Below are 26,556 nucleotides of genomic sequence, written 5' to 3' on the forward strand. Positions count from 1 at the left end.
TGCTCATGTGAGCTACAGTATAACCATTAACCAAAAGGAGGTTTCCAAAATGGCCGCAAATGCATTTGTTCGTGCTCGTATAGATGAAACACTGAAAAATGAAGCTGCAGTAGTGCTTGCCGGAATGGGTTTAACCGTTTCCGATCTGGTTCGTATCACTCTGACTAAGGTAGCCAAAGAAAAGGCTCTGCCGTTCGATATGCGTGTTCCTAACGAGCTTACTGCTAATACCATCGCTAACAGTGAGAAAGGCGTAGACGTTCATACAGCTAAAGATGCTGATGATCTGTTTAATCAGCTTGGTATCTGATAAATGACCACAAGGACGATTGAATACTCAGGCCAGTTCCAGAAAGATGTGAAGAAGGCTCAGAAGCGTCATAAAGACATGAGCAAGCTTAAAGCCCTTATGACGCTGTTAATCAATGATGCCTTGCCATTGCCTCAAGTCTACAAAGATCACCCACTACAGGGGAACTACAAAGGCTATAGGGATGCTCACATAGAACCAGACTGGCTACTCATCTACAAGATAACTGATGAAGTCCTACGCTTTGAGCGAACCGGAACACATTCAGACCTGTTTTGATGGATCGGTAATCATTATGAGCAAGTTCTTTGAAGAGTTGTTGAAGTCAGCAGAGGAAGCCGTAAAAATCTCGAAAGGTGAATTGAAACCTTCCCGGATAACCAGACTTCCAAAACCTGATAAAACTAAAGAAGATGGAAAAACTAAAGCCCCTTAATGGGGCTTTTTTTATTTGGTAAACTTTTCAACAATATTATCGAGCATAGTAAATAGCATTTTTGAATACACGTTTGGCTTTGGTTCACTTTTGATACCAAGATAGTATCTTTTAAAATCCCCTCTCACAACAACGTAGTTAATATCAAACTTATTATCTTTATTGATTAAATACCATTGTTTAGCAAGATCTATTCTTTTGTTTACCCATTTCTGAACTTTTAAGGAAAGTTCTTTGTCGTTTCCATCATAAGTGTGATAACACGTAATGATGTTTTTTGTTTTAAATAAACTATCGCAAGAAAGTCTTTTCATCCTTAATGATTCTATATCGGTATAGATTTTTAGATATTCATTATTAGATTGTTCTATACCGTTTTTGAGATTCACATCTTCTATTTTATCTAAGGTAGGGTAAAAATCTTCAAGATATGTTTTTAGTTTTTCTTTATAGTTGTTTTCGTTTATGTGAGGATAAGAAACAACTAAAGGCTGTTCAATACTTACTGTAGGCTTTATGTTATCTTCAATTAGTGATTTGTCGAATAGGTTTGTAATAAACAAAGCAGCAACTATCAATACTAAAAAGAATTCAATCATCTCTTTGTTCTTGGAGTATTTAACGTAGACTTTCTCTTTGATTGTTTTAAAGCTATTAAATATATTCATAATTTTTTCCTTTTTTATTTGGTTATAGTTAATAGATACTTCAATATAAAGTAAAAATCAAATATATATTATACTTTTTGTTTATGTTCCGACGAACGGAGTATATATAAAAGAAAAGCGCCCCGAAGGACGCTTTAATAACACTAACCGAAAACAAATAAACAGAAACATTATGAATGAATAGTTAATATACTTAACTCTCTTAATCAATATCTAATTAATATAAATAAAAGTCAAATTTATTTTAATTTATTTTCTCAATATAGATTGACTTATATTTAAAATCGAATATAACTTAACTATAAACATTTAAATATAAGGAATAAACATTATGAAAAACACTTTTAATACAAGAATGCAGAGTATAAGAAACAGAGGTATATTCTCAAGCAGAAACAGAATGCTATTTTCTAATGACGTTGAAACTGTTAAGTCTTACATTCACTTTGCGGGAACTTCTGAAATAAACACTACAGATGAAAATGGTAAAACAGCTTTGTTCGGGGCAAGTTTTGAAATAGCTGAACTTTTAATAAAAGCTGGTATAGACGTAAACCATAAGGATAACTTCGGTAATACAGCATTGTTCTTTAGTGATTTTAACAGCACATGGTTGTTATTGAATAAAGGCGCTGATATTAACGCAGTAAACAACAATAACATGAATGCGCTATACACTGCTGATACGTCTAAAGCAAGGATGTTAATCAAATCAGGTATAAACATAAACAATAAATCTAAACTTGGTCATACCGCTTTATATTACGCTCACTTATTAAATGACAGAAACATGATGAGTGTTTTAATGGATGCCGGGATAGAAATAAGTCATAAAGAACAAAAAAGATACGCAGCATAAGGAGAAATAAATGAAAAAGGCTAAGTTTGTTTTCAGTATCGCAGGAATGATGATTTTTAATATATGTGCTGTTATTGGTTTTCTAAGCATGTTGAAGGTTGAAAACACTCTTAGCTACTGGATAGCTTCTGTTGTGATTGGGCTTTTAACGATAGTCGCATACAGGAATGAAATATTAAATGAGTTTGGAACCAATCAAAATGTAAGGGGTAAATTATGAAAAACAAAATCAATGACAGTACAGATAAATTATTTGGAATAAAGATATTCATTCTCGGTTGGTTAATGGTGGTATTAGCAGTTGGTTTGTCATCATTATTAGGTATAAACATCTTTTCGCAAGTTTTAATTGGAATCGGGTCATTTGTTATTTTAATAAATCTTCATAGAATGTTTAGTTGGTTTGTTGGGTTATTGCTAATAGGATGTATCGTAGATGAACATAGAGAAGAAAGACTAAGCATTCTATCAGATCATCTTGATTTAGCTAAATCATATTTGGGAATGAAAAAATGAAAAAAGACATAACAAGAGAGTTGAAGAGGTTGGGTTTACATAATGGTAATGAGTTTATAGCAAAAGCGGCGTTGATAGAAGGAGAGAGAGCACAAAGCATCTTAGCCCTGATAGAACGCTTAGGCAGACGCAAAATCATTCCTGATAGTGTTAAACATGGGTTCAGTCAGATTAAGGCAACATACAGGTTATCCGGCTACATCAATCAGGCCATAGCTGTTATAGCGTTTAAAGCCTATGTGAATGAACCAAAGGAAAATTTTAAGGCAGATATACACTGGAATATTTAAAGGAGGTAGTTATGGGAACAGAGACAAGAGAAAAGGAAGCTGAAACATGGGCTGAGTTTATTAAAGAGTTTTTGAATGATGGCGGTATCATTTACAAACAGAAAGAAAATAACAATCAAACAAGTAGAGGTTAATATGATGGATAAATTAAATTGTTTCTTTAGAAGTCTTTATGACACTGAGAGCAAAAACGGAAAAAAACTTAGAGAATTCTCTATGGTAATAATGAGATTAGGGATATGGATGATTACATACGGTTCTTTCAGTGTTTTATTTGGTGGTTTTTTAGGTTTCGATTTCAATACAGACGTAATTGCTAAGATGACTGTAATTACAGGAGTTGGAGGTGTTGTATTTCTTATAGGTTTGTTTATTACGTTTATATTTAAAAAAGATGGCAGTATCTATGATGGTAAAACCATCAAGCAAAACAACAAAGGAGAATGATTATGATAAATAGTTTTAGATTATTAAAAGACAGAAAGAGCAAGAAAGGATTTTCATTATTAGAATTATTATTGGTGTTAGGTGTTATAGCGGCATTGATAGTAGCAGCATTTATGATATTTCCAAAAGTTCAGGCTTCACAAAGACTCGATAGAGAAAGCAGAAACTTAACAGCCATCCAAGCAGGTGTTAAATCGCTTTATGGTGGAAGGGCTAAAATATCGGACTTGAATACTGATAGTTTCATAGCTTCTAAGAACGCCCCTGATAACATGATCCAAGATGGTAAACTCATCAATGAGTGGAAAGGGAACGTTCAGGTAGAGTATTCAGGTAATCATGGTAAGTATAATATTATCTATGACGCTGTTCCAGCTTCTGACTGTTCTAAACTCATAGCAGCAGTATCAGGAAACTTCGTTATCATAGATGTTTATAATGGTAATGGTTCAACGCAAGTAAAAAATCTGGAGGAAGGTAAAAACATAGATATAGCCGCTACGTCAGCAGCATGTTTTTCAGAAGATAACTCTACGATTATATTTTCTTCAATCATATAAAGTGGAGTTAACAACATGATTAAAACATTAAACAGAAAAAAAGGATTCTCATTATTAGAAATGTTATTAGTATTTGGAATTATATCAGCGTTGATAGTGGGTGTTTTCATGATTTACCCAAAAATCAGCGCAGGACAAAAAATAGATAATGACATAAAGATTTTAGGAACTCTTAACGCAGGGATTAAAAACCTATACGCAGGATCAGCAAACTACACCGGGCTTTCAGTAGATGCTGTTATCAAGGCTAAGTTAGTGCCGGAAGACTTGGTAGATGAAGGCAAGATATGGGATAGCTGGAACGCTAACGTTCTCATAGAACCCTACTATGACGGTAGCTTTTACATAGGGTTTGAGAACGTGTCTGTAGATGCCTGTGCCAAGTTCGTCACTCAGGCTGGTTCAAGCTTCTTCAAGATAGTTGTAGCGTCTACAGAAGTGAAGAACACTGATAACGGTATGGATCTCAACATGGCAACACTTACAGCGGCCTGTATCAACAATGATGATGGTTATGGCGGCAGACCCGTCACAATTTACTTTTACGACAAATAATAGAGAGGAATAAATTATGAATAGAACAAACTTAGTTATAGACGCATGGACTTATATAGCATTGGTATTCGCTGGTTGTGGTGCTCTTGTGTGGACTACTTTTAATCCAGAGTATTTAAATACAGGGGTAGTATTCGCAGCAGGAACAATAACAGCTTGGTATCAGGCATTTAAAGCAGTAAAACAACTTAATAAAGATGGCAATCAGTGAATCCAAAATAAAAGCCCCTATCAAGGGGCTTGGTTTTTCTCTGGTATTGTTTTTAGTCTTCTTTCTTGATCAGGAAGCTTTCCAGCTCTTCGCCCTTCTCAATCAGTTCTTTCAGTGCTAACGGCATACGTCCACGGCCTGTCCACGTCTGTTCTTCACCCTCTACAGTGAACGCATATTTTGGCTCAACAGAACCACGTTTAACGCCTTTACCACCTTTACCCTTGCCAGTAGGGGCAGGAGTATCAATTTGACCTAACAGAAGCGCTCTGACGGCCTCAAGGCTTACTTCAAAGCCCTCAGACTGGAGAAGTTCAGTAGTAGCCTTCAGCTTCTCTTCTACCAGTGCCTGTTTCGCTTTTTCCTCTTCTGCTTCTTTTAGGAACTCATCCTTAACGGTTTGAACCTTTTCAGCGAACTCAAGGAAGGTGTCATAGCCCATCTCATGGGCTTCTTTTCTGATAGTGCGAATGTTATTAAAATGCCCTAATGCGCTCATGTTTTATCCTTTTCAACATTTAAGTTAGAAGGTAAACATAGCACACCATAAAACACTGAACAATAAAAAAGGGCTGTTAAACCCCTTTTAAACAATGGTGAGTAATGGCCTTTTGAAATCTGGTTTGATTTTAAATCTGTTTGAAACATCTAAAATCATTTTGTTGGCTAAAGACAGATTGCTTCTGTATATATCAAACAAATCCTCTTCAATTGCTTCTAAAGCACCTTCTATGTCTTCCAATGACATTTCACTTACAGCGATATAATGATCGCATAAGTCATTAACTAAATATTGGTATAACTCATCCTCTGACTTATTAGAATAAGCATAATAACCCACTCCATCTAATGACATGATGTATGTTGATGATATATGAATATCTTTGTTAATATCCTTTATTCTTATTGTATTAATGTCATTAATCCATTCTTTATTTTTAAATACGAAAAGCTCTTTTATGTTTCGAACATCTTCACTACGTTCAAGCTCTTCATTTGTGAACTCATCCTGATATAAAAGAAACTTAGCAAAAAGAATAGCATTAAGCATAAATTCAATGTTTTTATTTTTCATAAACGGCCTCACTTTTAATTATCAGACACTGATTGTTTCTAAGCAAGGTATCAATCGAATACTTTATTATACCAATTGCTGAAAGTGTATATTTAGTGGGAGATATTTCTTTTAACCTATATTTTAGATCTTTACACAATCTCACGAATACGGGGCGTGTGTCTTTTCTTGATGCTCTATAGTTAACCGTTGTAAATGGAATAATGCTACTATCACGCTTAACTGATTCAATTACGATTTGTTTCTCAATTTGTTGTATTGAGATTGAAATATTTTCATCTAATATTTTTTTGATTCCATAATCTAATAAAGCTGATATAGACACATCGATAGCACCGGAACAATGTCTTTTGATAAGGGATAAAAACTCTGGTGTCATTCTTAACTGTATAGTATCCACATCATTGTTAAACGTTGTTTGATTCAACACTAAGATCTCGCCTGTAATACCATCATTGATTTTAATATTCATACTTCAGCCTCTTATTTAAAAAACAAATAAATGATAGTTATAAGAATAAACATGAAAACACACCAATCTTTAAAAGTGGTTTTATTTTCCTTCTTAAAAACAGGTTGCTCGATTATTTCTTCATCATGATGCTCTACTTTATCAATCTCATATTCTGTTATAAAGGCTCTCTTTACCCTATGAACATCCTTATTATATATTATATTTTTTATACGATCATTTATGATTAGATTATCGTATTGATCAAGAAATATTTCCTGATTCTTACTGCTATCATACTTAAATGGTATTAGTCTATACCATTCCCTTAAACTTTTATTAGGATGTTTCATGTTGTGTTCAATACTGAATTTCATATTTTTAGGCTTTACAACATTAACACCTGTAAGATTGCTATCTTTAAGAGATTTCAATAAAGTTGGAGTAATTAAATAACAATTATCATCACAATAAAGTATTTCCTCTCCGCTAATTATATCAATAATCACATATTGCTCTGATTCTTTAACAGTTATATCGTTCTCTAAGATGCCTATTCGAAATGGTTTTAGCATATAATATTTCATTTTATTCTCCTTTGTTTTCTTTTCATTTATTAATTAGCTAATTAAAATATATTTGTCAATAATATTATACACATCTTGACTATATTAATTATTGTTGTATTTATTTATATGTAAGCCAAATAAAAATAATAAGGATACAAAACAAATAAACATACAAAATGGAGAAAGTTATGAAGAAGAAAAATCTTTTTATTCTAAGCTTATTTTTAAGCTTATTCATAACCTCACCTGCCCATGCATTGAATCTCTTTGGTTTAGTGACGGGAAGTGAGGATGCTGTAGGAAACAATATAGACAAATGGTTTAACCCGTTTCAATCAAACATCACAGGAGCCGTTCTTGATGTTTACTTGCCTATTATAATGCAGTTAGGTGGGATTATAGCCGCATACACGCTTATTGCCGGAACAATGTCAACAGCTCATGACGGTGAGATGTTAGGTAAAAAATGGTCTTCAATGTGGGTTCCTATAAGAACAGCCTTGGTTCCGGGTTTACTTTTCCCGATCTCCAATGGTTATTCTGCTCTACACATGATTATATTGTGGTTAGTGTTAGTTGGTAATCAGTGGGGTAATGATGTTTGGAATAAGCTTGCACCACGCCTAATCACAGATAATACATATATATCAGTTGATAACAAAGCAGCAATACGACAAGTAGTAATGAATACATTATATTCAGCAGCTTGTGTTAATATCTACAATGAAAATGCTAAGAAAGTTAATGCAAATTCGAAATGGGGGCCTGCTTATCGTTATATGGATACAACTCCGATTAAAAATGACAAAGTTGTAGGTTATAATTTCGGTTTACCCGCTGCACCTAACAGTTCATATGGAAATGGTATAGACCTTTGCGGTAGCACTAAGTTAAAACTCATAGACAAGGATTTAAAATCGGGTTCTACTTTGATTGATACAACTAAAATCAGTAAAGCCGTTCAAGAAGCCCAAATAAAAGCTAATGAAGCTTTGGTTAAGGGAGCTACTGCTTATGCAGGTTATCTTTCATCAATGCCAAATGATAACGCTGAACAATTAAATAAGATTATAGATACTTTAGTTAATGCTTATAGCCAATTCATACAAGCTTCCGCTGAAAGCGTTATGAAAGAATCATTAACACAATCTGAAATTGATAAGCTAACAGAGAAAGGATGGACTTATAGTTATACTTTCTATTCAAGAATTGCTGATTCAATATCAGAAGCTAATGCAGCGGTTAACAGGTATCCTACAGCTTCAATGAATTTTCAACAAAATGATAATGCTAACTATTATGGTTTTAGTAGTGGAAATCAACTTTATGAAGTATATCCAAAATTAGAAAGACTTCAAAAACTTTTGAGTGATGCAAATAAAGTAGACTCATCTATGTTAGATTCTAATAAAGGTGATGATGGTTGGTATCAAAAGATTATATCAACTTTAGGCGGAAACTTATCATGGAAAAACAACTATGAAGCATCTAAAGCATCAAGTTTAATGCCTCTTTCTGTATCCGTTAATTTGGGTTCAAGAATGATAGTTAGTGCTGAAACATCATATATACTTTTAGCGGGTGGTGCTGTGGCAGGTGGTAGTATTCCGTTTGTTGGTAATGGTATACAAACAGCAGCAATCTTTGTATCTCCACTCTTTAATAGTATACTAAAAAACACTATTTTAGGTGGGAATTTGTTAGCATTCGTAATTCCAATGATGCCTTATATAATAGGTTTCTTCTGTGTTGCTGGATATTACATATTAATATTTGAAGCAATGTTTGGAGCGCCACTTTTAGTTTTGGCTATGTTATTACCAGATCAAGATGGTATTGTAGGTAAGCAAGGGCAAGGATACATGCTTGTTTTAAACATTGGTTTAAGACCACCATTAAACATGGCTGGGTATGCTGGTTCCTTCGTTTTGACAACTATACTTTTCGATATGTTGAATTCTACCTTCTTTACAGCAGGAAGTAATACTGAAGGTGGCTTATTAGCCATAAATAAAGGCTTAACTATGCTCCTACTATATGGTTCATTAATGCTAACTGTAGAGTTAATGTGTTTAAAACTTATGCATGTTATTCCTGATAATCTTTTTAAATGGATCGGTGGGGCAACATCCTCTGTGTTAGGCATGGTTTCAGGACAAGCTGAATCATCAACAGCTAAAACCGCAGCGGCGGCAGCGGCAGGTGCTGGAATGATTTCTAATATGATGTCTCCGCAGTTTACCAAGCCTAAAACTGAACCTAAAGAAACAACACCGGGCGGTAATGATCCTAAAGCAACCGAAGGTAGTAATACGGTATTTGATGATGTAAAAACTGAGCCTGTAGTTAAAGGTGATAGTGGACAAGATATCAAAGACTTTGATGAAGATGAAAATAATAAATAATAAATAATAAATAAAGCCTCTTTTTAGAGGCTTTTCTATTGACATGTTATTTTTTTATTTGTATATAAAATTATACACACTTATTATAAAAGGAAATACATTATGAAAAAAAATGAAATAAACATACCCAATGGTTTAAAAACAGGTCTTAAAGTAGCTGCGTTTCCAATTATTGGTTTTTTTAAACTCTTTATCATTCCATTTCTTATCCCATTTTTATTGGCAAAAAAAATATTTAACAAAGTTAGATATGCCAGAGGCTTACCGGGACATGAAGTTAATAGTTTTGATGTTTGGTATGAAATTAAAAATCTAAATGAGGCAAAGCTTAATTACATGTATAAACGCTGTGCGTCGATGGCGTGGATGTCTTTATTATTTTTTATTTTATTCATGTCTATCACCATCTTTATGGCTTGTAATGGTACTAAATTACTTTTTGTTTCATCTTCTTTAAGTCTTACAATTTTAGTGTTTACTCAGTATTTTCACTTTGTTGTTTTTGCTTACTGTTTCAAGATACGCTCCTTTGATTACAAGCTTGATACTTTTAAATCTCTTGAAGATATTCTACCCAATCCCTTCAATGATATTGCTATGGCAAAAAAAGATGGAAAAGAAATTCCAGTTCAGTTCTACCCAAAGGGTAGAAATATTTTAAAAAAATAAATTGATATCAATAAAACTGTACGATATTATTTAATCAACAAAACGAGAGAGAGGGCTTTAAAATGTTATGGGAAATCACTGAATGGTATATCGAAACGACTAAAACTTTAGCAAACATGTTTTATGCTATACCGCTTTTAATGTTTCAGATTGCTTTGACCTTAGCTTTTATTTTCGGTGTAATTCTTCCGATTAGTAAAATCAAAGGATTGAAGAATCTTGATTCAAGCGCTGCTGCACCATTCATGGCAGTCTTAGGTTTACCTGCTTTAGGATTGATATTTTTAACATTCGGAATGACGGGGGTAGCGTTTTTAACTGTCATATCTAAAATATTCAATCTGAATATCTTATAATAGCAATACTCTCTCTCTTAAAGAAGCCCGCCTTGTGCGGGTTTTTTGTTTATAGACTTCCAGATCCTACATTGTTATATATGGTTCATAACCCACAAAAAAAGTGATGTGTATGAATCCTTTCCCGCAGCAAAACAAAAGCTATCAATTCTATTACGATGAATCTAATAACGTTCGTAAACTATATCTTTCCAAACAAATTGATGGTTATAACATTGACCATGATCCAGACAAGCACAACAGCGTAAACTTCGTGTTAGCCGGTGTTGCTCATACTGGTTCCTCATCGAGTGCCGACTTTGATGATTTACGCCAGCGCATACAGCTACAGGCCAACGCTAAAGAGTTCAAGCTGAAACACTTAGCTAAAGGCGACTTCCTGACTATGCTCACCTCTAAGAAGCTCACAGCGTTCTTTGAGTGGCTTCTCTATGGTGATCTATACCTACACTACTTCCACCTGAATATGGAGTATTGGGGATACGTGGACATCATTGATGATTGTATCCTGTTCGGACGTGAGAAGGGCTTCATCCCGGAAATGAGTGATGAACAGCTCTATGGCTACATGTTGGCAAACAAGGACGCTCTACACACCTACGTTAAAGCTAACAAGGTTCAGTTCATCCAGTTCCTCAAGTCCTATGACTTCCCATACATCGAGGGGCGGGAGAAGGATTTCATACAAGGGCTATCAAGCCAGATCTCCACTCATTGCGTAAACCTCTATACAGCTACCAATAAAGATGATTTCCAGCTCCGGTTAGCTCATGGCCTCCTGCAGCTCCTGATGGCCTGCTCTGACCAAAACATAGATGATATGACACTCACTATGGATATTAGGGATGAACCGCCTACAGACGACGATAACCGCCTTGTTGATGGCTTCGCTATGTTCTATCAGCACCGGGCGCAAATGTTCGAGGCTTCCAGTCATATCTTTGACATAGAGAAGGTAGTGGAAGCAGATCTACAAAAGGCAGCAGAAGCCAACCCTAATCTAACGCTTAATTACTCTTTCGCTGATTCAAAGCTAAATCCTCTGGTTCAAGTGAGTGATGTTGTGGCTGGCTTTATGCAGCATTATTTTGATTACCTGAATAGCAACAGCTATGAAAAGATTAAACATGACAGAAACAGTCTTAACGAAAGGCAAAGATTAAATATGGAGTTTTTAAGGCTCCTGATAAACAAATCTCATGATAATAACCCAACATTATTACATTGTGTTATGTCAGCGTTAGAACATGAGAAGCATAAAGCATTCACTTACCCGGATGAACCATAAAAACTATGTAGGGGCTTAATGCCCCTTTTATTTTGTGTTTACCTATACCGTTTATCTTGTTTTATTAATTAATATCTCAATTTAATTTGATTTTCATTGAATATATGTTGTAATTTAAAGACCATATAACAAAAGGAGAATCACTATGGGTAAACAGTATAAAGTAGTTAGTATTAACGATGTTTTAGAAAACGCAGCATTACAAACAAAAGAATATAACAGCAAGCAAGAATATTATGATGATGATAAAACCTATTTTCAAATGTTCCATGATAACGCTGAAAGTATAATAAAATCCACTCCATCCACATCTAAATACACTTCTGATGAAACTACAGGTGATTTAGTTCTTGATCTTGGCAATAAAAAGATTGATATATCTAACTATACAGAGGAAGATTACAAGGCTTTATCAGATGATTTATCACATGAACTTGCCGCAAAAGAAATCTTGGACACAATCAAAAATGACCCTGATTTTTCTGATTTAAATAGAAGATTAGAAAGTGGAGAGATTTCACTTGATACAGATAGAGTATATGCTTCTATAAGCTACATTGGTAATAACGATGGTAATGAAATTCTTCCTGTTGGTGATCTTATTTTTTCAATTGAACCAAAGGAAGATTGCCAAGCTTCATTAAATTCTGATGGGTTTAATTATGTAGCAACATCTTCAACTACAAATGAGGGTGTTTATTATGAAAGCTTAAAAGACGGTTTAGAAAGCACACAGTCTTATCTACGAACTCTTGAATATGAAGCCGAAGCAACATTAGAAATAGATGAACCAGAACAAAAATCAAGATCATCATACAGAGCATAAAAAGGGGGTAAGCCCCTTTTAAATATAAAATATACAAGGAGAAATATTATGGGAAAGAAATATGAATTAGTTAACAATGATACAGTTGTAGATTATGTAATAAAATATACTGATAAAGAAAATGAAAGACGTAGCAACTATTCTGATAATGAACATGCGCCGGATAAAGAAAGTAGTTATGGAGATATGTTTTTACGTTTTGGAAATGATAAATTTATAAATGAAGCAAAGGGTTTAGAAAAATATTCAAGTAATAACCTGATTAGTGATCGTGTTATTGATGTAGATTCAGATAAAATATTTCATGAGTTAGTTAAAAAAGATATAATCAACGAAATTAACAGCACTTATAATACTTATGAGAGAAATGATGTATGGTGTAAAAATGGAACACCACATGATAATCATCCATACATAAAAGAACAACTACAAAATGGCAAGCTGAAAATTGATCATGATAATGAGTATAATACGATTGTGAAGCTAAATGATGAGAATGGCGATATACCTTTAATGGTAGTTCCTTCTTACAATAATGATGGGGATTATTTAAATCATCATTTCGCAACTTTAGATACTACTCAATCTTTAGATAAGGATCTTGGACTTTCAGATTTATCACAAGACTTTAATGAAGAAATTACCTTAGCGGGTGAAAATCTTGGTTCAGGTAAAGTAAAAGGTTTGGAGTTTGCTTCCTACGGTCAACATATGAATTTGGGTGTATATTACATGGATAAAGTAATCGAAAGTATCGAAGAAAAACAATCTTACGAAAAGGATATTAAGAAAGGGTTAAAAATATAAAAGGGGCTTACGCCCCTTTTTACATTCTCATCCTCTGGCCTTGTGTGGCTCTTACCTCTGGAACATCAATCTCTTTATTGTTAACCTCTTCTCTCTTCATACCGCTGAATGGCATGATCTCATCAAGACCTTTGGCTTTATGGATACCTTTGAACAGTTCTTCTTGTTCAGCGTTCTGAGGCTCTACGACAAGCCCTAAACGGGTTGCTTTCTCATAAGCTACACTCAAGAACACATCACTACCTTCAAACGTTATAGACTTCCAGCCTTTAGCTATGGCGAGTTTAGACATTTTTTCTGATACTGTATTATAGTTTTTTCCTTTAGCTCTTATTTCCTGAGCGCTTTCAAGAACAGATGTTTTATCTTTAAAGTGAATAATACGTGTTTTAGATCTGTTTATGATTTTATCAATCTCATCACCAAAGGTATCATAGATTTTATCCTCGCTTAAAAATACTGGTTTTGCATTGGAACTACCTTTTAAACCATCAGCAAAGTAATCTACAACATCACCTAATTTCTTATACCACGGCGTTTGATGTTCCTCTTCATAATCGATTTTTTTGTTGGTAGCTATTCTTTCTCTTGTTTGAGATAGTTTATTTTTAAGGTTTGAAGACTTTTTAAGAGTCATTGTCTCTTCAATACCAACATTGTTGTATATTTCTCTTGTCAATTTATCTTCATCAGTGAGCGTTTCTTTTTGGCTATTTTCTTTATCAATTTCATGATGTATGCTTTGCATAAAATTATTATAATCACGTTCTCTTTTAAGCTCTTCTTCTTTTATCTTTTCACTTACCTCTTTATACCATTTTTCATTTTCATTTCTTTCATTAATAAGCCTGTTAGTTATAATATGATTCTCTGTTGTCATAAGCTCATCTGAAATTTTACTGTTAACAAACATGTAAGCATCCCTTTTAATATCACTCCATTCTTTAAGTTCATTATGTGTCATATCAGGAAGATCTTTATTGTTAAGTATGCTTTTTATAGATTTGTTCGCTTCTTCAAGTTTATTAGACGCATCATTTTTGTTTTCTATGATAGATTTTATAAATGCATCATCAAAATTTAATGTATCCTTGTTCTCTATTAGGTTGGAGAAATTTTCTACACTCGCTTCTAACTTATTTCTTTCTTCAATAAGTTTATCCGCATCTTTAGGGTTGCGATGTTGTTCAGTAAAACGATCTAAATCAGTATAATCTATTTCATTCTTGGTAGTTGTTTGCGGAGCCTGATTATTAGTTAAAATATTAAATAAATCATTTTCATCGTTTTCTTTTCGGACGTTTAACTCATCATTAACTCTTTGAGAAATAATATCGAACTTATTCATGTAGTGATCACGTTTTTGTGTTGCCTCTATAACATCACTTACATCAAAATCATAGTGGTTATGAATGACCCAATCGCAATTCCTTATCTCTTGTTCATTTAGTGCTTTTTGCTTTTCAAAATACTCTTCTAACTCTTCGGTAGTCATGTCTTTAAAATCCAAAGCGTATAAATCATCTATATCTTTATCAAACTGTTCCATAAGTTGTGTTTGCTTGTTTGCGAGATTATGCGTTTCAACGTCAGCCACCGGATCACTACTTAACACGCTGTTTATCTCTTTAAGTGAACCTTCCAGTTCTGATAACTCATCATTGAACGCACTGATAACAGCGTCATTGAAGTGACCTGCCCCCACGATTAGATACAACACTCAGTTAGTAACGTCGGAATCTTCATTCTCAGAATGACCCTTTCTCCAGCCCGCTGCAAATTCAGACGGTGTCTGATAATTCAGCGTGGAGTGCGGGCGGCATTCGTTATAATCCTGCCGCCAGTCATTAATAATTTTCCTGGCATGAACGATATCGCTGAACCAGTGCTCATTCAAACATTCATCGCGAAATCGTCCGTTAAAGCTCTCAATAAATCCGTTCTGCGTTGGCTTGCCCGGCTGGATTAAGCGCAACTCAACACCATGCTCAAAGGCCCATTGATCCAGTGCACGGCAAGTGAACTCCGGCCCCTGGTCAGTTCTTATCGTCGCCGGATAGCCTCGAAACAGTGCAATGCTGTCCAGAATACGCGTGACCTGAACGCCTGAAATCCCAAAGGCAACAGTGACCGTCAGGCATTCCTTTGTGAAATCATCGACGCAGGTAAGACACTTGATCCTGCGACCGGTGGAAAGTGCGTCCATGACGAAATCCATCGACCAGGTCAGATTGGGCGCCGCCGGACGGAGCAGCGGCAGACGTTCTGTTGCCAGCCCTTTACGACGTCTTCTGCGTTTTACGCCCAGGCCACTGAGGTGATAAAGCCGGTACACGCGCTTATGATTAACATGAAGCCCTTCACGGCGCAGCAACTGCCAAATACGACGGTAGCCAAAACGCCTGCGCTCTAGTGCCAGCTCAGTGATGCGCCCTGATAAATGCGCATCAGCAGCCGGACGGTGAGCCTCATAGCGGCAGGTCGACAGGGATAAACCTGTAAGCCTGCAGGCACGACGTTGCGACAGACCGGTCGCATCACACATCAACATCACGGCTTCCCGCTTCTGGTCTGTCGTCAGTACTTTCGCCCAAGAGCCACCTGAAGCGCCTCTTTATCCAGCATGGCTTCGGCAAGCAGCTTCTTGAGTCTGGTGTTCTCTTCCTCAAGCGACTTCAGGCGCTTAACTTCAGGCACCTCCATACCGCCATACTTCTTACGCCAGGTGTAAAACGTGGCATCGGAAATGGCATGCTTGCGGCAGAGTTCACGGGCGGGTACCCCAGCTTCGGCTTCGCGGAGAATACTGATGATCTGTTCGTCGGAAAAACGCTTCTTCATGGGGATGTCCTCATGTGGCTTATGAAGACATTACTAACATCGGGGTGTACTAATCAACGGGGAGCAGGTCAGAAGCCATGCGTATCTTTGTTAGCGATAAGCTCATTAATCTTGGTGATACGTTCCTGTAGAACAAGGCGGTTCTCGATAAGCTCATCAGCCGGGTTAGCTTCTACTGGTAAAGCCGGTTCTTCATCCATCGAGGGGAAGAGTGCTTCCAGCTCTTCTACTGTTTTTTCCTTGAACACATCCTGAATATTTCCGTTCTCATCGAACAAGTTTTCTGTATTGTCTATCATATGTTTTCCTCTCTTTAAGTAATTGTTTTGGTTAGCATAAACTTTCTCATTGCTAGTATAGTCTATACTAATATATACTAATCTATATCGGCGGAATGTCAATTTGACGGGAAGCCTAACCAACTGAAAAACCTAGAAAAAGGTGATTGTTATGTTGACTATCAGTGTGTGGAATCGTAAGGGTGGTGTTGGGAAAACAAATTCAGCCATCCAGATAGCTGGATGGTTTGCGGCTCAGGGACGTAAAACAAGTCTTGTAGATCTAGACCCACAGGGCGGTTCACTTATCTTTGCCGGATATGCCAAACAGAACGGTAAAGAGCTTCCTTTTCACGTTGGCCGTAAACCTGCAGCCGATTCTGAATACATCATTTTTGACCACAGCCCCGGTGTGAATAGCGGTGGTGCTTTGGGTAGCTTTGTGATCGTGCCGACTATCCTCGATGCTTCCAGCTTTTCAATTACGCTCAAAAGCATTGATGAGCTGAAGAACGAAATGAAGAAGCCTTATCTGTTGCTTCCTAACCGTGTTGAGATCCAGAACAAAGAGCAAGGCGAACTGTTAGAGCGCATCCAAGAGAAAGCACGCGCTCATGGCTATGAACAACCTTTCATCAGAAAACGTGTTGCCTACCCTCGCGCTTACGGCATGGGTATAACAGTATTCGAACCAAAATCAGGTTTGCCATCAGCTAACGATGCTCAGGCCGAGTTCGAACATCTGTTATCTGTTATGGGTAGCAAGATTAAGCAACTTGCATCCGGTGGTAGTGAAGCCTGACCCTGAAAAACATGCATTATAGTATAGACTGGTATAGACTAGACTATATTCATTCTGGTGAAATCTGAGGAAGTTTGTGATGACTGATAAGAAAGTAGAAAAGAAGAAAAAAGCAGCAAGTTGGTTAGATGATATGGAGTCGTTTGAAAAAACCTCTCTTGAAACGGCCTTTGCTAACCAGTATGCGGAAACCTACTGGAACTATGAGTATATCGATCTTGGTGATATTCCTCCGGGAACCACGCCATACGTGCGTTGCACCTTCAAGATTACCCGTGAAAAAGATAACTTCCGTATGGCAGCTATCCGTATTCCTCAAGCGCTGGAAGAGAAAATTAAATCTCTTTCCGATGAACCTTATTCCAACGTTATTTTAGCTCTTGCCGATTTGAAAGCCGATGAGTTAATAAAAGAAAATAAAAAAATCATCGTTTCAGAAAAATAATTGATAAAGGGAATACTTCGTCTGTTGTAATTAATTAAATATGGGTTAGGATATATTTATGGGCTGAAACCCAAAACCCATAAAACAGACAATATAATAAGAGGATATACATTATGATGAAAATACTTGGTGAAAAATCAAAAAAAGGGGTAATAAGTGATTTAAGGCATTCTGAGAGTTTCAAAGAGGCTTCTCACGATGGTGCTTTACTTTATGATCCAGTATCAAAGACATTTATTACTGCTGAAAACAGTAAAGAACTTATTGATAAATACATCGGCTATCGTAATACCGAAACAGGAGAGTATATTGATGGTTTGATTAAACCAGAAGACTTTCCAAGCGATGAGTTATTTATAAAATTACAGGACAGACCGGGATATAACACGAAAAGAAGAATAGGTGATGGTGAATCTGATGTAGAGTTTACTCACTTGTTAATTCAAATCCCTGAAGGAACTCCGGTAGAAAAATGGCCTGACTTCAAAAAAGAAGTTATTGAAGCTTTCGCACACCCTAATGAGTGGTATAAGAAAGGTAAAGGTGGTGGTCGTTATACGCCAACTGTTCATATTGGTGATTGTTTTGTAGCTGCTTCTGGCACTCATGTTAGCCAAGACGGTAAAAGTGCTCATTTCCATATGATTGTTGGTTCACGAACTTTAAATAACAAGAACTACTATGGAATAGACCATAATGATCAGCCAATCATCCTACCAAATAATCCAGACTGGAGAAGTATTACAAGACGCTCTTTACTTGGCTCAGAAGCTGAATGGCGAGAACTAAAAAGAAAACGCATTAACGATGCACTTGAAGCGCTTGGACTTCCAAAAACTCATTGGTTAAATAAAGATGAGAAGATGGATGAAAGTAAAGCTAAAGCTAAAGATGCTTTACAGGATGCTATTAAAGATGAAGAGCAAGAAGAATTAAATTCAGAATTAGAAAATCTTAAAATATCTAAAGAGCTTGCTGTAAAAGAGTTCTCAGATAAAGATATTCAGGATGCTGAACTTCATAAAAGTATCATTAGTGGGCAAAAATTACTTGCTGATATTTCTAAACGTGCCGAAGAAAAACTTGCCGAGGCTTACAGGGAAATAGAGCTTGTTAACATTACACGTTCTTCTGTTGAAAATGCTATTGCCTTAGCCACCATAAAACAGAAACTTACCTCTACTGAACAGCTTTTAGAAACTACAGAAGCAACATTAAAAGCTGAAGCAGAATCAAGAGAAGCTTTTGAGAAACAACTCAATGATACAAATGTTGTTCTTGAAAAATTAAAAGAAGAACATGAAAACCTCAAAACCAATTATACTGAAATTACTACTCAATATGATGAGTTAGATACTCTTTATTCCACTACAGTAGCAAAACATGAGGTTGAGATCACTAACCTCACGACTAAGCATACTACTGAAATAACAGCTAAAAATAGAGAGATTGAAGAGCTTAAGTCTACTCATGAAAGAGAGCTTCAGGAACAAGAATTGTTCTATGAAGGTGCGTTAGAAAATCAGCAAAAAACGTTTGACAATCTTTTAGCTGATAAAGAAGAAGAAATAAAACAGCTTAAAACTACTCATGGTAATGAGCTTAAAGAACTTAACGCTATTATTGTTAGCAAAGATACCAATATTGCAGATCTTGAAAGAAAAAATACAGAACTGGAAAATAATCTTGCTACACTGAAAACAGAGAAAGATAAACAGCGTAAAGATTTCGATGATTTAATTGAAAAACTTAAACAAGGTCATTTGGAAGCTATCGAAGCGCTCAAAGCTTCAAATAAATCATTAACCGATGAAATAACTAAACAAGTTGCTGATGTAAGTAAACTGAAAAAAGAGAAGGAGCAACTTCAAACTGAAAACAACGGTTTGAATGAACAACTCAAATCTGTTCAAAAAGAAATTGAAGAACTTAAATCCGACAAAGCGAAATTAGAAGTTGATAATAAAGACCTGAATGACGCTCTAAAGGTTTATGAAGATGATAATAAACAACGCTTAGAACAAGCTAAAGATAACAAGAAAGATAATAATCCTGACCCTAAGAAACCTAAAAACAAATAATTAGAAGGGGCTGAAAAGCCCCTCTTTGCTTTAGCCGATTACATTTGAAGGAAAACATTATGATGAATAGAACAGAACAAGCGAGGATGGCTATACAATCCAGAAAAGAAGCAGAAGCACAGGAACCACAGCCAGAAGTTGAAATAACCGCTACAACCTCAAATGTTGAGGTTGATTATGGTTCATTGCTTGGATATGTCTGGAAGAACAGAACTGACTTATCAAGGAAAGAAAAAATTATTTTCAGACACTCATTACCATTTAATGATAATAAAACGCTTATTGTTGAAGAAGGTATAAACAGTTATTCACTATATGGCGATGAGAATTTTACTTGTCAGCAGGTAAATATGTTCATTGATTATTTTGGTTCAAAGCTTAAAAAGTGGGGTTGTTTCAAGCCAGAATCATATAATGATGAGTTTTTATATTTCTTTTTCAAGGAATGTATCTTAAGAAACTTACCTGTGGCAGTATCAATATTCAACGTTGACCAAAATAAACAGCTTGAAGTAATAAAAGATATATTAAATGACATTCAAAATGAGTATGGAAATACAGCCCCAAACAATCTTTCTAAAATCTATATAGAAAACTACGTTTATAACTGGAAGCGAAATTTAAAGGCGATTGCTTAATTATTTCTCACTCTACTATTGATTTATAGTGAGAAAATGTTATAAATAGTAAAAGTGCCATTAGAGCACACAAAAAAGATTATAAAAGGATACATTATGAATATGAGAACAATCAAAAGTGAACTATCAACTGATATAGTTTACCATGAAGAAGAACAATATACCGAGAAGCAACTAATAGAGACTTCTTATTTTGCTGCTCGTGATTATATCATTCACGAAACAGGTATATATAAATTAGCAAAGAGCAATCCAGCTAAAGACAAAAAAGCTAATTACTACTGGATTAAAATTACAGACTATTATATTTATCCTGTTCAGATTCTATCCACAGTGGATTTAGAAGGCGATAACAATGATGCTAACAAAGATATTAATAGCATGTATGTTAATGTAGCTTTTAAAAACATCCGTAATGAAAAGAAAATTCTTTCTATTCCACTCGACCAATTTTCTGATCTCAAATCATCTAAGCTAAAAAAGGCCGGGTATCTTTTACCTTACAGCGATAATCAGCAGTTAAAAGAGATACAGAAAGCAGTGAGCACCGTCCTTGCTACTGCTCAGAGTCCTTATAAACGTTTGGATGGTAAAATCATTGATGATGAAAACCAGCTCATTGATTGTTTACCTGCTTACACAAAGCGAGGCTGGATTGTTGATAGCCTGATACACATAAGAGAAAGCCATCCACAATTCGTAGGTGTGTCCAAGACCAGAACTAAACGTGTTGGTAATGCTTCTATACAGATCACCGTATTCCAAGAACTGATTAAGTCCTCACGCCTTGCAAGCATATTTATATCTGTTGCTTTTGCTTCCTATACAAAGGGGCTGATACGTAAAACAGCCAACTTCTCACCTATCTACAACATTTTCGGTGAGAAGGGTAAAGGGAAGTCTACATTAGAGGCCATGATAGCCAGTATTGAGGGAGCGCCTAACCGTGAGTATGGTCTTATCAGAGACAGTAAGACCACGTTCCCCGGACTCGAAGAACTCTTGGCATCTTACACCAATGGCTTTTTCGTCATTGATGAGATTGATGATATGTTCCGTGGTAGCGCCAGTGATGCGATCTCTAAGCTCATGACTATTGCTAACAATGGTGGGCGTTCCAAGTATGATAAAGATACAGAAGTTTCAGAAGGTAAAATGTGGAACAGTATCTTTTTCACTACCAGTAATAAATCCCTTTATGAACTAACAAGAGGGGATATGAAGCAAAGCGCCATTGACTCACGTATCTTTGAGTTTGACGTAGAAGATCCAGAGATAAACATCTTTGGTATTAACTTAGAAGAAGGGCGTGGTGATGTTGTTGAATGGTGGCTAAACCAGCTTGACCAGAATTTTGGTCATTTATACCCCCTTATTATTGATTATATCGTTAAGCATGTAGATGAGTTGAGAACTAATATTTATGCTTATGAGGGTGAGTTAATAAATGACCCTAACTATAAAATCATTCATGATGAAAGAAGAACCATTCAGACAATAGCACTTTCAAAAATTGGTGCTGATATTGTGGGAGCTATTCTTGGTGAAGAATATGGCATGATTTGCCATGAAGCTATTGATATACACAAATCAAGATTCTCAAATAAGGACATTCCTCAATTTGATGTAAATGAGAAACATTGGGATAATATGGACATTCTCAAACTCATGATCAACGCCAATAAAGCTTCTTTTGTTTGGGAAACTTACGCTTATTCTGATGATGATTCCTCTAACAGAGTAGCGGCTCAAAAATCAGAAGCGAAGCGTTATTCTGATATGGCTCAGTCAAAAGGTAATGTTTTAGGTATTATTCATTTGAATAGCCCTATGGAAACACCAAATGATTTTGATGGTTATGTTATTTTAAATACGATGGGTGATGAACACCTAAGACGTTCATTCAAACTCGAAATTACAGAGCTTGTAGCTTCTGCTAAGAAACTTGAACTCTATGATACTAAGCGAGTCAGGGGAGCAAAACAATTGCTTCTTGGTTCAACATCTACCCGCGAAAAAACATTTATTCTTAAGAACAGACCTGTTGTGATTGAAACAGAAAGCGAAGAGGCCAAAAATGCGCTTCTTGACGAAGCTTTTATTAACAACTCTATTGATAGTAAAGCTGATCTTGAGGAAATTATTAAGTATGCGCACAGCAATGTTGATACAGTAGTAGATGGAGAACCATTAGAGTTAGACGATGATTTTGTGCCTTTTTGATTATTGATTAGGTTTAACTTTAGCCTCGTTTATGCGGGGCTTTTTTACGCATAAAAAAAGGCCGGGAAAATCCCGACCATACAATATAAAAAGATTTTTTCCTCAAATGGAGGAAATACATTATGAATAGATTTAAATATACATCTTAACCTTGTTAAAAGCAACTTTTTTAAAAGAAAATAGTATAGTCTATACTAATCTATACTTGAAAATGTTATTATTATGGTGTATATAAGAAGGAGAGAGAACATAGAAGGAGTTAAATATGAAAGATTTAAATTTGATTGAAGAATACAATTACGATCTCTTTTTGGTAAACACCTATGAAGAAGTTGTAGATTTAATAAAAAAGGGCGCAGATGTTAACTTTGTGAACTACAAGGGGTTTACTCCGCTTTCAGTGGCGCGTAATGTTGATGTAGCTAAGGCTCTTGTAGAACTTGGTGCTGATGTTAACTTTATGAATAATGAAGGTGAAACACCTATATTTCACAATAGTAATATTGATGTAATCAGGTATCTTGTTAGCTGTGGCGCTAAAATCAACCACAGAAACAACAAAGGCCAGACAGTGCTTTTTAAAACCAACAAGCTTTTGAATGTTGCCCGATTGATTAACATGGGCTGTAATCCATTCCTGAAAAGTGCTGATGGTCATTATCACTATGAAAACATGACAATGGCAGACAGAAAAAACTACAGTCAGTTTATAGAGGTATTTAAAAATAACGTAAGAAAAAAGAATGAAGAAAGAATGTTATTGAGCGCTTAAATTAATACTCCTTCTCTCTGACCCGCTTAATTGCGGGTTTTTTATTTCTATATTATTGACCAATAAGAATTAATTTTGTATATAAAATACATCACATTTTAATTATTAAGGAGAATATTATGGAAAACTTCCCAAAAGAACTATTTACTTCAAAAGATGTTGCCGGGTTTGAAAAATATATTATAGATAATGGCATTGGTAAGGATGATTGGCTTACAACAAATCATCACACCTTATTATTATACACGCTACTTTATAAAAAATATAAAGATTATGAAATGTCCAAAATGCTTGTTAAATATTTTGATATAAACAATCAGGACAGAGAAGGTAAAACAGTTTTATTTCACGCGGTTATAATGGGTAATGTTCCAGCAGTTAAGTTTTTTATTGTCAACGGTGGCGATGTTTTGATTAATGATCACAGTGGAAGAAAAGCCGCTGATTATGCTGCGATGTTAGACATTGAAAACAACCAGACAATTTCTCGTATGTTGTTATCAGAAGAAAACAAAGCCAAGAAAAAGGCTTAATCATGGATATAAAAGAAGCTTTAATTACAGCCATAAAACAGAATCGAGGTGATATTATCTATGATCACTTCATGTTTCAAACATTAGAAGTTAAACTTAATGCCCTTATTTACTTAATCAGGGTATTGAAAGAAGATGAACAGGGTAATCACTTTATCAATATAATGATTCAGTTGATAGCAAAACCTGATTACCTTAATACTGTTGTTGATACATCAACGCCTCTTCAGGAGGCTGTTATACAGGATAAACTTTCTTTCTTTAACTTCCTTTTAATGAACGGCGCTTCACTTGAAAAACGTAATAAACAAGGATTAAGCGGATATGATCTCATATTGAAGATTGGTAATGACCGTTTTTTAGATTTTATCATTCAGTATGAAAATGTTCTGACAGAGGTTTATAAGTCCAGAAGATACAAATAGAAAAAGCGCCGGAGAAGCGCTTTTCTATACCAATCTAAAATTTAAACATCTTACCTAAAAGGATACTTCATTTATGACACCTGTTTTCATTATTTAATATAGGGTATTAATTAATTTCTAACTGGATAGATATTAAGTAATCAATTTATTTTTACCTGTCAATCGCAATTAGAAAATATTTTCAAAAAAGTGAAAAAAGTAGTTGATCGTCATAAACGAAATCCATACGATAGTTCACATCGAAGCAGTCATTTTTGCTTCTGATAGTTAAATGATACGTAGGTTCAGGGTTTATCCCGCCATCTTTCGATAGATGGGTATCAACCAACCGCCGGAATGGTTCCGGCCTGTTCCATCATTGAGATGGGGCTGATCTAACTATCAGAAGGTTGGTTTATGACTGTATCTACTCAAAACACCCCATCATTAAGCTTAAAGCCGCTCTACGTGTGGGCTGGCGGCAAATCTAAACTACTTAAAAGCTACAATCCCCATTTACCAGACCTGAACAGCGTAAGCGCATACGTAGAGCCATTTTTTGGGGCTGGCGCTCTCTTTGCGTCTGTTAAGTCTACCTACATCCATATCCCGGCAATCATCAATGACGTAAACCCGGAGCTTATCGCTCTACTGAACACGATTAAGTATGATCATGATGAGCTGATTACTCAGCTGCAGGAGCTGGAAGCGGCCTATCTTGGTTATCGTTCTCTTGAGGTGAGGAACTACCACTTTTACCGTATCCGTGAACAATATTGGAAAGCTGAGATAGGAACCGTCCGGGCATCTGCTTTGCTCTTCTTTTTGCTCAAAACAGGCTTTAACGGCATTTGGCTTGTTTCACGCAAAACTGGTCGCTATGGCACAGCCGCAGGATGGCTTAATCATACAACCAAACTTTTTGATTACTCTCTTCTGAAAGAATGGCATACAGCCCTGCAGGAAACATCTATCCAGTGCGGCTCTTATGCTGATATCGATGTGCCGGAGGGGGCTTTTATCTACTGTGATCCACCTTACCGGGCGAGCCGCGTAGACTACGGCAATGCATTCACTGATGAAGACCATCAACAACTGATCTCATGGTGTCGTAAGCAACAGAAACGGGGCTGTAGCGTCTGGTTAGCTAACCGTGAGGCTAATGATGGTTTCTTTGAAGAACACGCTTCTGATGCATCTGTATTGCGTTTTGATATTACGTATACAGCAGGAAGAAAAAAGAAAACAGCGAATGGCTATGAATCCGTAAAAGCTACTGATTTGCTCCTAATCTGGAGTAAGGAAAGTATCAACCAAAAAGCAGCGTAATTATTTTTTAACAACAAAAGGAAAATACAATGAAAGAAGATATTTTGAGCGTGATTGAAAGTAAAGTAAGCCCTTTGATAAAAGTTTGGATGAATGAAGGAAAATCATCATTAAACATAAGTAGAGAGAGATGCATAAAAGACAGCATTGATAGCAAAGAGGATGTTGATATAAAACTTCTCGCAGTTAAGTATCTTTTACTTGAGTATGTTAATGAATATGCTCCTGATGATTACATTGAAGAAATGACAGAAAGGTTAAATCGCATGTTTGATGATGTAAACCCTATGTGTTCTCTTTTTTATGGTGTTTTTGATATCAGAATGGTTAGCTATTCATTCGAATATTATCTTTCTCATTTCTATTACATGCTGATGGTTATTAGCGGTGATAGTGAAGATGTAGATTATGTGATGAATCTTATTAAAAACAAAGAGGCGTAATATGGTTAACAGAACATTGAATGTTATAAGTATTCAGAAAACCAAAAGAAATGAATCCATTTTGAAAGACTGGATTACCGATTATGACGGCATAGAGTTATTTCTATTAGATCATGGACTATTGATTGAAAGAAGAGAAGACACTGAAAGCAATCATTTTATACTGGTAAAAAGAAAGCGGAAGGAATGGCTTGATTTTTATTTTATTAGCAATAATGAAAACCATCATGATGCAGAGGATATTTTACTTGATATTACCAGTATGTTTGATAGTTGTGCCGCTATTACTTCAATAACAAGCTGGGGTGAAGGTAGCTACCAAAGCTGTGAAACAAAATGTTTATTTGAATGTGGTGAGTTGTTTTATTCTTATAAACATATTTCAGGAGAAAGAAGCTTTAAATGGCCTCGTTATGTTTCGAGTGCTTTTAAAGAATGGTTAAACCTTGACGCTATTTAAATAACAATA

General features: G+C 35.6%; 37 protein-coding genes. 29 read left to right on the forward strand and 8 right to left on the reverse strand.

Annotated elements, in window-relative coordinates; translation table 11 throughout:
* Positions 1–49: 49 nt before the first annotated feature.
* From HV340_RS23975 to HV340_RS23985, 3 genes are read left to right on the forward strand one after another with little or no spacing between them, the layout of a single operon-like run.
* Positions 50–310 (forward strand): type II toxin-antitoxin system RelB/DinJ family antitoxin, encoded by a 261-nt coding sequence (locus HV340_RS23975; RefSeq protein WP_001570852.1) that lies wholly within the window; start codon positions 50–52, stop codon positions 308–310.
* Positions 311–313: 3 nt separating this feature from the next.
* The gene (locus tag HV340_RS23980) at positions 314–589 is read left to right on the forward strand and encodes a type II toxin-antitoxin system mRNA interferase toxin, RelE/StbE family (protein WP_004150484.1); all 276 of its coding nucleotides are present in this window, start codon (positions 314–316) and stop codon (positions 587–589) included.
* A complete protein-coding gene (locus tag HV340_RS23985) occupies positions 540–746 on the forward strand; it encodes a hypothetical protein (RefSeq protein WP_162184628.1) in 207 nt (68 codons plus the stop codon). Before HV340_RS23980 ends, HV340_RS23985 begins: the two co-directional genes overlap by 50 nt.
* A gap of 11 nt (positions 747–757) precedes the next feature.
* Here HV340_RS23985 and HV340_RS23990 read toward each other — a convergent pair whose 3' ends face one another.
* The gene (locus HV340_RS23990) at positions 758–1,414 is read right to left on the reverse strand and encodes a hypothetical protein (RefSeq protein ID WP_060437122.1); all 657 of its coding nucleotides are present in this window, start codon (positions 1,412–1,414) and stop codon (positions 758–760) included.
* A gap of 331 nt (positions 1,415–1,745) precedes the next feature.
* On the opposite strand from HV340_RS23990, the gene HV340_RS23995 reads away from it, so the two are divergent.
* From HV340_RS23995 to HV340_RS24030, 9 genes are read left to right on the forward strand one after another with little or no spacing between them, the layout of a single operon-like run.
* On the forward strand, positions 1,746–2,273 hold the full coding sequence (locus HV340_RS23995; RefSeq protein ID WP_048242344.1) for an ankyrin repeat domain-containing protein: 528 nt from the start codon (positions 1,746–1,748) through the stop codon (positions 2,271–2,273).
* 10 nt (positions 2,274–2,283) lie between these two features.
* Positions 2,284–2,493: a hypothetical protein gene (locus HV340_RS24000; protein WP_048242343.1), complete on the forward strand. Its 210-nt coding sequence runs from the start codon at positions 2,284–2,286 to the stop codon at positions 2,491–2,493.
* Entirely contained in the window at positions 2,490–2,789 is a 300-nt protein-coding gene (locus tag HV340_RS24005; protein ID WP_048242342.1) for a hypothetical protein, read from the forward strand. The genes HV340_RS24000 and HV340_RS24005 overlap by 4 nt, the downstream gene beginning before the upstream one ends.
* Complete coding sequence (locus HV340_RS24010) at positions 2,786–3,079, forward strand: hypothetical protein (RefSeq protein ID WP_048242341.1); 294 nt, start codon at positions 2,786–2,788, stop codon at positions 3,077–3,079. Before HV340_RS24005 ends, HV340_RS24010 begins: the two co-directional genes overlap by 4 nt.
* Positions 3,080–3,090: 11 nt before the next feature.
* The gene (locus tag HV340_RS24605; RefSeq protein WP_257394756.1) at positions 3,091–3,213 is read left to right on the forward strand and encodes a hypothetical protein; all 123 of its coding nucleotides are present in this window, start codon (positions 3,091–3,093) and stop codon (positions 3,211–3,213) included.
* Between the two features lies 1 nt (position 3,214).
* Complete coding sequence (locus HV340_RS24015; protein ID WP_048242340.1) at positions 3,215–3,526, forward strand: hypothetical protein; 312 nt, start codon at positions 3,215–3,217, stop codon at positions 3,524–3,526.
* Positions 3,527–3,528: 2 nt separating this feature from the next.
* The gene (locus tag HV340_RS24020) at positions 3,529–4,086 is read left to right on the forward strand and encodes a type 4 pilus major pilin (protein ID WP_053071116.1); all 558 of its coding nucleotides are present in this window, start codon (positions 3,529–3,531) and stop codon (positions 4,084–4,086) included.
* Between the two features lie 15 nt (positions 4,087–4,101).
* A complete protein-coding gene (locus HV340_RS24025; protein ID WP_045307794.1) occupies positions 4,102–4,641 on the forward strand; it encodes a type 4 pilus major pilin in 540 nt (179 codons plus the stop codon).
* A gap of 16 nt (positions 4,642–4,657) precedes the next feature.
* Positions 4,658–4,852 carry a hypothetical protein gene (locus HV340_RS24030; protein ID WP_048242338.1) on the forward strand — a complete coding sequence of 65 codons (195 nt, stop codon included), beginning with the start codon at positions 4,658–4,660 and terminating at the stop codon, positions 4,850–4,852.
* A gap of 52 nt (positions 4,853–4,904) precedes the next feature.
* On the opposite strand, the gene HV340_RS24035 is transcribed toward HV340_RS24030, so the two are convergent.
* The 4 genes from HV340_RS24035 to HV340_RS24050 form a co-directional block, all read right to left on the reverse strand.
* Positions 4,905–5,351: an H-NS family nucleoid-associated regulatory protein gene (locus HV340_RS24035; RefSeq protein WP_045351267.1), complete on the reverse strand. Its 447-nt coding sequence runs from the start codon at positions 5,349–5,351 to the stop codon at positions 4,905–4,907.
* A gap of 87 nt (positions 5,352–5,438) precedes the next feature.
* Entirely contained in the window at positions 5,439–5,927 is a 489-nt protein-coding gene (locus tag HV340_RS24040) for a hypothetical protein (RefSeq protein WP_048242337.1), read from the reverse strand.
* Positions 5,917–6,399, reverse strand: a complete 483-nt coding sequence (locus HV340_RS24045) for a hypothetical protein (RefSeq protein ID WP_048242336.1) — start codon at positions 6,397–6,399, stop codon at positions 5,917–5,919. The genes HV340_RS24040 and HV340_RS24045 overlap by 11 nt, the downstream gene beginning before the upstream one ends.
* 11 nt (positions 6,400–6,410) lie before the next feature.
* Entirely contained in the window at positions 6,411–6,965 is a 555-nt protein-coding gene (locus HV340_RS24050; RefSeq protein WP_134874917.1) for a hypothetical protein, read from the reverse strand.
* A 170-nt stretch (positions 6,966–7,135) separates the two neighbouring features.
* Between HV340_RS24050 and HV340_RS24055 the strand changes: the two genes are divergently transcribed.
* The 6 genes from HV340_RS24055 to HV340_RS24080 all read left to right on the forward strand — a co-directional run bounded on the left by HV340_RS24055 (position 7,136) and on the right by HV340_RS24080 (position 13,298).
* Positions 7,136–9,352: a DotA/TraY family protein gene (locus HV340_RS24055; RefSeq protein ID WP_223603686.1), complete on the forward strand. Its 2,217-nt coding sequence runs from the start codon at positions 7,136–7,138 to the stop codon at positions 9,350–9,352.
* A 102-nt stretch (positions 9,353–9,454) separates the two neighbouring features.
* Complete coding sequence (locus HV340_RS24060; RefSeq protein WP_004150502.1) at positions 9,455–10,021, forward strand: hypothetical protein; 567 nt, start codon at positions 9,455–9,457, stop codon at positions 10,019–10,021.
* 62 nt (positions 10,022–10,083) lie between these two features.
* Positions 10,084–10,377, forward strand: a complete 294-nt coding sequence (locus HV340_RS24065) for a hypothetical protein (protein WP_025862245.1) — start codon at positions 10,084–10,086, stop codon at positions 10,375–10,377.
* Positions 10,378–10,483: 106 nt separating this feature from the next.
* Positions 10,484–11,665: a DUF3800 domain-containing protein gene (locus HV340_RS24070; RefSeq protein WP_048242334.1), complete on the forward strand. Its 1,182-nt coding sequence runs from the start codon at positions 10,484–10,486 to the stop codon at positions 11,663–11,665.
* Between the two features lie 145 nt (positions 11,666–11,810).
* Positions 11,811–12,491 (forward strand): hypothetical protein, encoded by a 681-nt coding sequence (locus HV340_RS24075; RefSeq protein ID WP_048242333.1) that lies wholly within the window; start codon positions 11,811–11,813, stop codon positions 12,489–12,491.
* A 48-nt stretch (positions 12,492–12,539) separates the two neighbouring features.
* Positions 12,540–13,298 carry a hypothetical protein gene (locus HV340_RS24080; protein WP_045351279.1) on the forward strand — a complete coding sequence of 253 codons (759 nt, stop codon included), beginning with the start codon at positions 12,540–12,542 and terminating at the stop codon, positions 13,296–13,298.
* A gap of 19 nt (positions 13,299–13,317) precedes the next feature.
* Here the strand turns inward: HV340_RS24080 and HV340_RS24085 are convergent, their stop codons facing one another.
* From HV340_RS24085 to HV340_RS24095, 3 genes are all read right to left on the reverse strand, one after another.
* Complete coding sequence (locus tag HV340_RS24085; RefSeq protein WP_134874298.1) at positions 13,318–14,895, reverse strand: LPD7 domain-containing protein; 1,578 nt, start codon at positions 14,893–14,895, stop codon at positions 13,318–13,320.
* Positions 14,896–15,018: 123 nt separating this feature from the next.
* Positions 15,019–16,139, reverse strand: a protein-coding gene (locus HV340_RS24090; protein ID WP_085950818.1) for an IS3-like element ISSen4 family transposase whose coding sequence is annotated in 2 segments (ribosomal slippage) — positions 15,019–15,881 and positions 15,881–16,139 — 1,122 coding nt in all. Because the reading frame shifts where the segments join, the coding sequence is not laid out codon by codon here.
* A gap of 68 nt (positions 16,140–16,207) precedes the next feature.
* Positions 16,208–16,438, reverse strand: coding sequence for a hypothetical protein (locus HV340_RS24095; protein ID WP_181216588.1), 231 nt, complete (start codon positions 16,436–16,438; stop codon positions 16,208–16,210).
* Between the two features lie 151 nt (positions 16,439–16,589).
* On the opposite strand from HV340_RS24095, the gene HV340_RS24100 reads away from it, so the two are divergent.
* From HV340_RS24100 to HV340_RS24150, 11 genes are all read left to right on the forward strand, one after another.
* Complete coding sequence (locus HV340_RS24100; protein WP_001569497.1) at positions 16,590–17,219, forward strand: ParA family protein; 630 nt, start codon at positions 16,590–16,592, stop codon at positions 17,217–17,219.
* Between the two features lie 79 nt (positions 17,220–17,298).
* The gene (locus HV340_RS24105; protein ID WP_001569496.1) at positions 17,299–17,664 is read left to right on the forward strand and encodes a hypothetical protein; all 366 of its coding nucleotides are present in this window, start codon (positions 17,299–17,301) and stop codon (positions 17,662–17,664) included.
* 113 nt (positions 17,665–17,777) lie between these two features.
* A complete protein-coding gene (locus HV340_RS24110; protein ID WP_223229622.1) occupies positions 17,778–19,745 on the forward strand; it encodes a hypothetical protein in 1,968 nt (655 codons plus the stop codon).
* Positions 19,746–19,804: 59 nt separating this feature from the next.
* Complete coding sequence (locus HV340_RS24115; protein WP_134874904.1) at positions 19,805–20,383, forward strand: hypothetical protein; 579 nt, start codon at positions 19,805–19,807, stop codon at positions 20,381–20,383.
* Between the two features lie 96 nt (positions 20,384–20,479).
* Positions 20,480–22,606 (forward strand): DUF927 domain-containing protein, encoded by a 2,127-nt coding sequence (locus HV340_RS24120; protein WP_001569500.1) that lies wholly within the window; start codon positions 20,480–20,482, stop codon positions 22,604–22,606.
* A 265-nt stretch (positions 22,607–22,871) separates the two neighbouring features.
* Positions 22,872–23,378, forward strand: coding sequence for an ankyrin repeat domain-containing protein (locus HV340_RS24125; RefSeq protein WP_001569501.1), 507 nt, complete (start codon positions 22,872–22,874; stop codon positions 23,376–23,378).
* A gap of 119 nt (positions 23,379–23,497) precedes the next feature.
* Positions 23,498–23,911, forward strand: a complete 414-nt coding sequence (locus tag HV340_RS24130; RefSeq protein ID WP_045351289.1) for an ankyrin repeat domain-containing protein — start codon at positions 23,498–23,500, stop codon at positions 23,909–23,911.
* Between the two features lie 2 nt (positions 23,912–23,913).
* On the forward strand, positions 23,914–24,336 hold the full coding sequence (locus HV340_RS24135) for a hypothetical protein (protein ID WP_048242329.1): 423 nt from the start codon (positions 23,914–23,916) through the stop codon (positions 24,334–24,336).
* A 396-nt stretch (positions 24,337–24,732) separates the two neighbouring features.
* Entirely contained in the window at positions 24,733–25,644 is a 912-nt protein-coding gene (locus HV340_RS24140; RefSeq protein ID WP_048242328.1) for a Dam family site-specific DNA-(adenine-N6)-methyltransferase, read from the forward strand.
* Positions 25,645–25,673: 29 nt separating this feature from the next.
* Complete coding sequence (locus HV340_RS24145) at positions 25,674–26,087, forward strand: hypothetical protein (protein ID WP_048242327.1); 414 nt, start codon at positions 25,674–25,676, stop codon at positions 26,085–26,087.
* Position 26,088: 1 nt separating this feature from the next.
* Positions 26,089–26,547, forward strand: a complete 459-nt coding sequence (locus HV340_RS24150) for a hypothetical protein (protein ID WP_048242326.1) — start codon at positions 26,089–26,091, stop codon at positions 26,545–26,547.
* Positions 26,548–26,556 lie beyond the last annotated feature (9 nt).

The sequence above is a fragment of the Enterobacter sp. RHBSTW-00975 genome (assembly GCF_013615235.1).
GTDB lineage: Bacteria > Pseudomonadota > Gammaproteobacteria > Enterobacterales > Enterobacteriaceae > Enterobacter > Enterobacter ludwigii.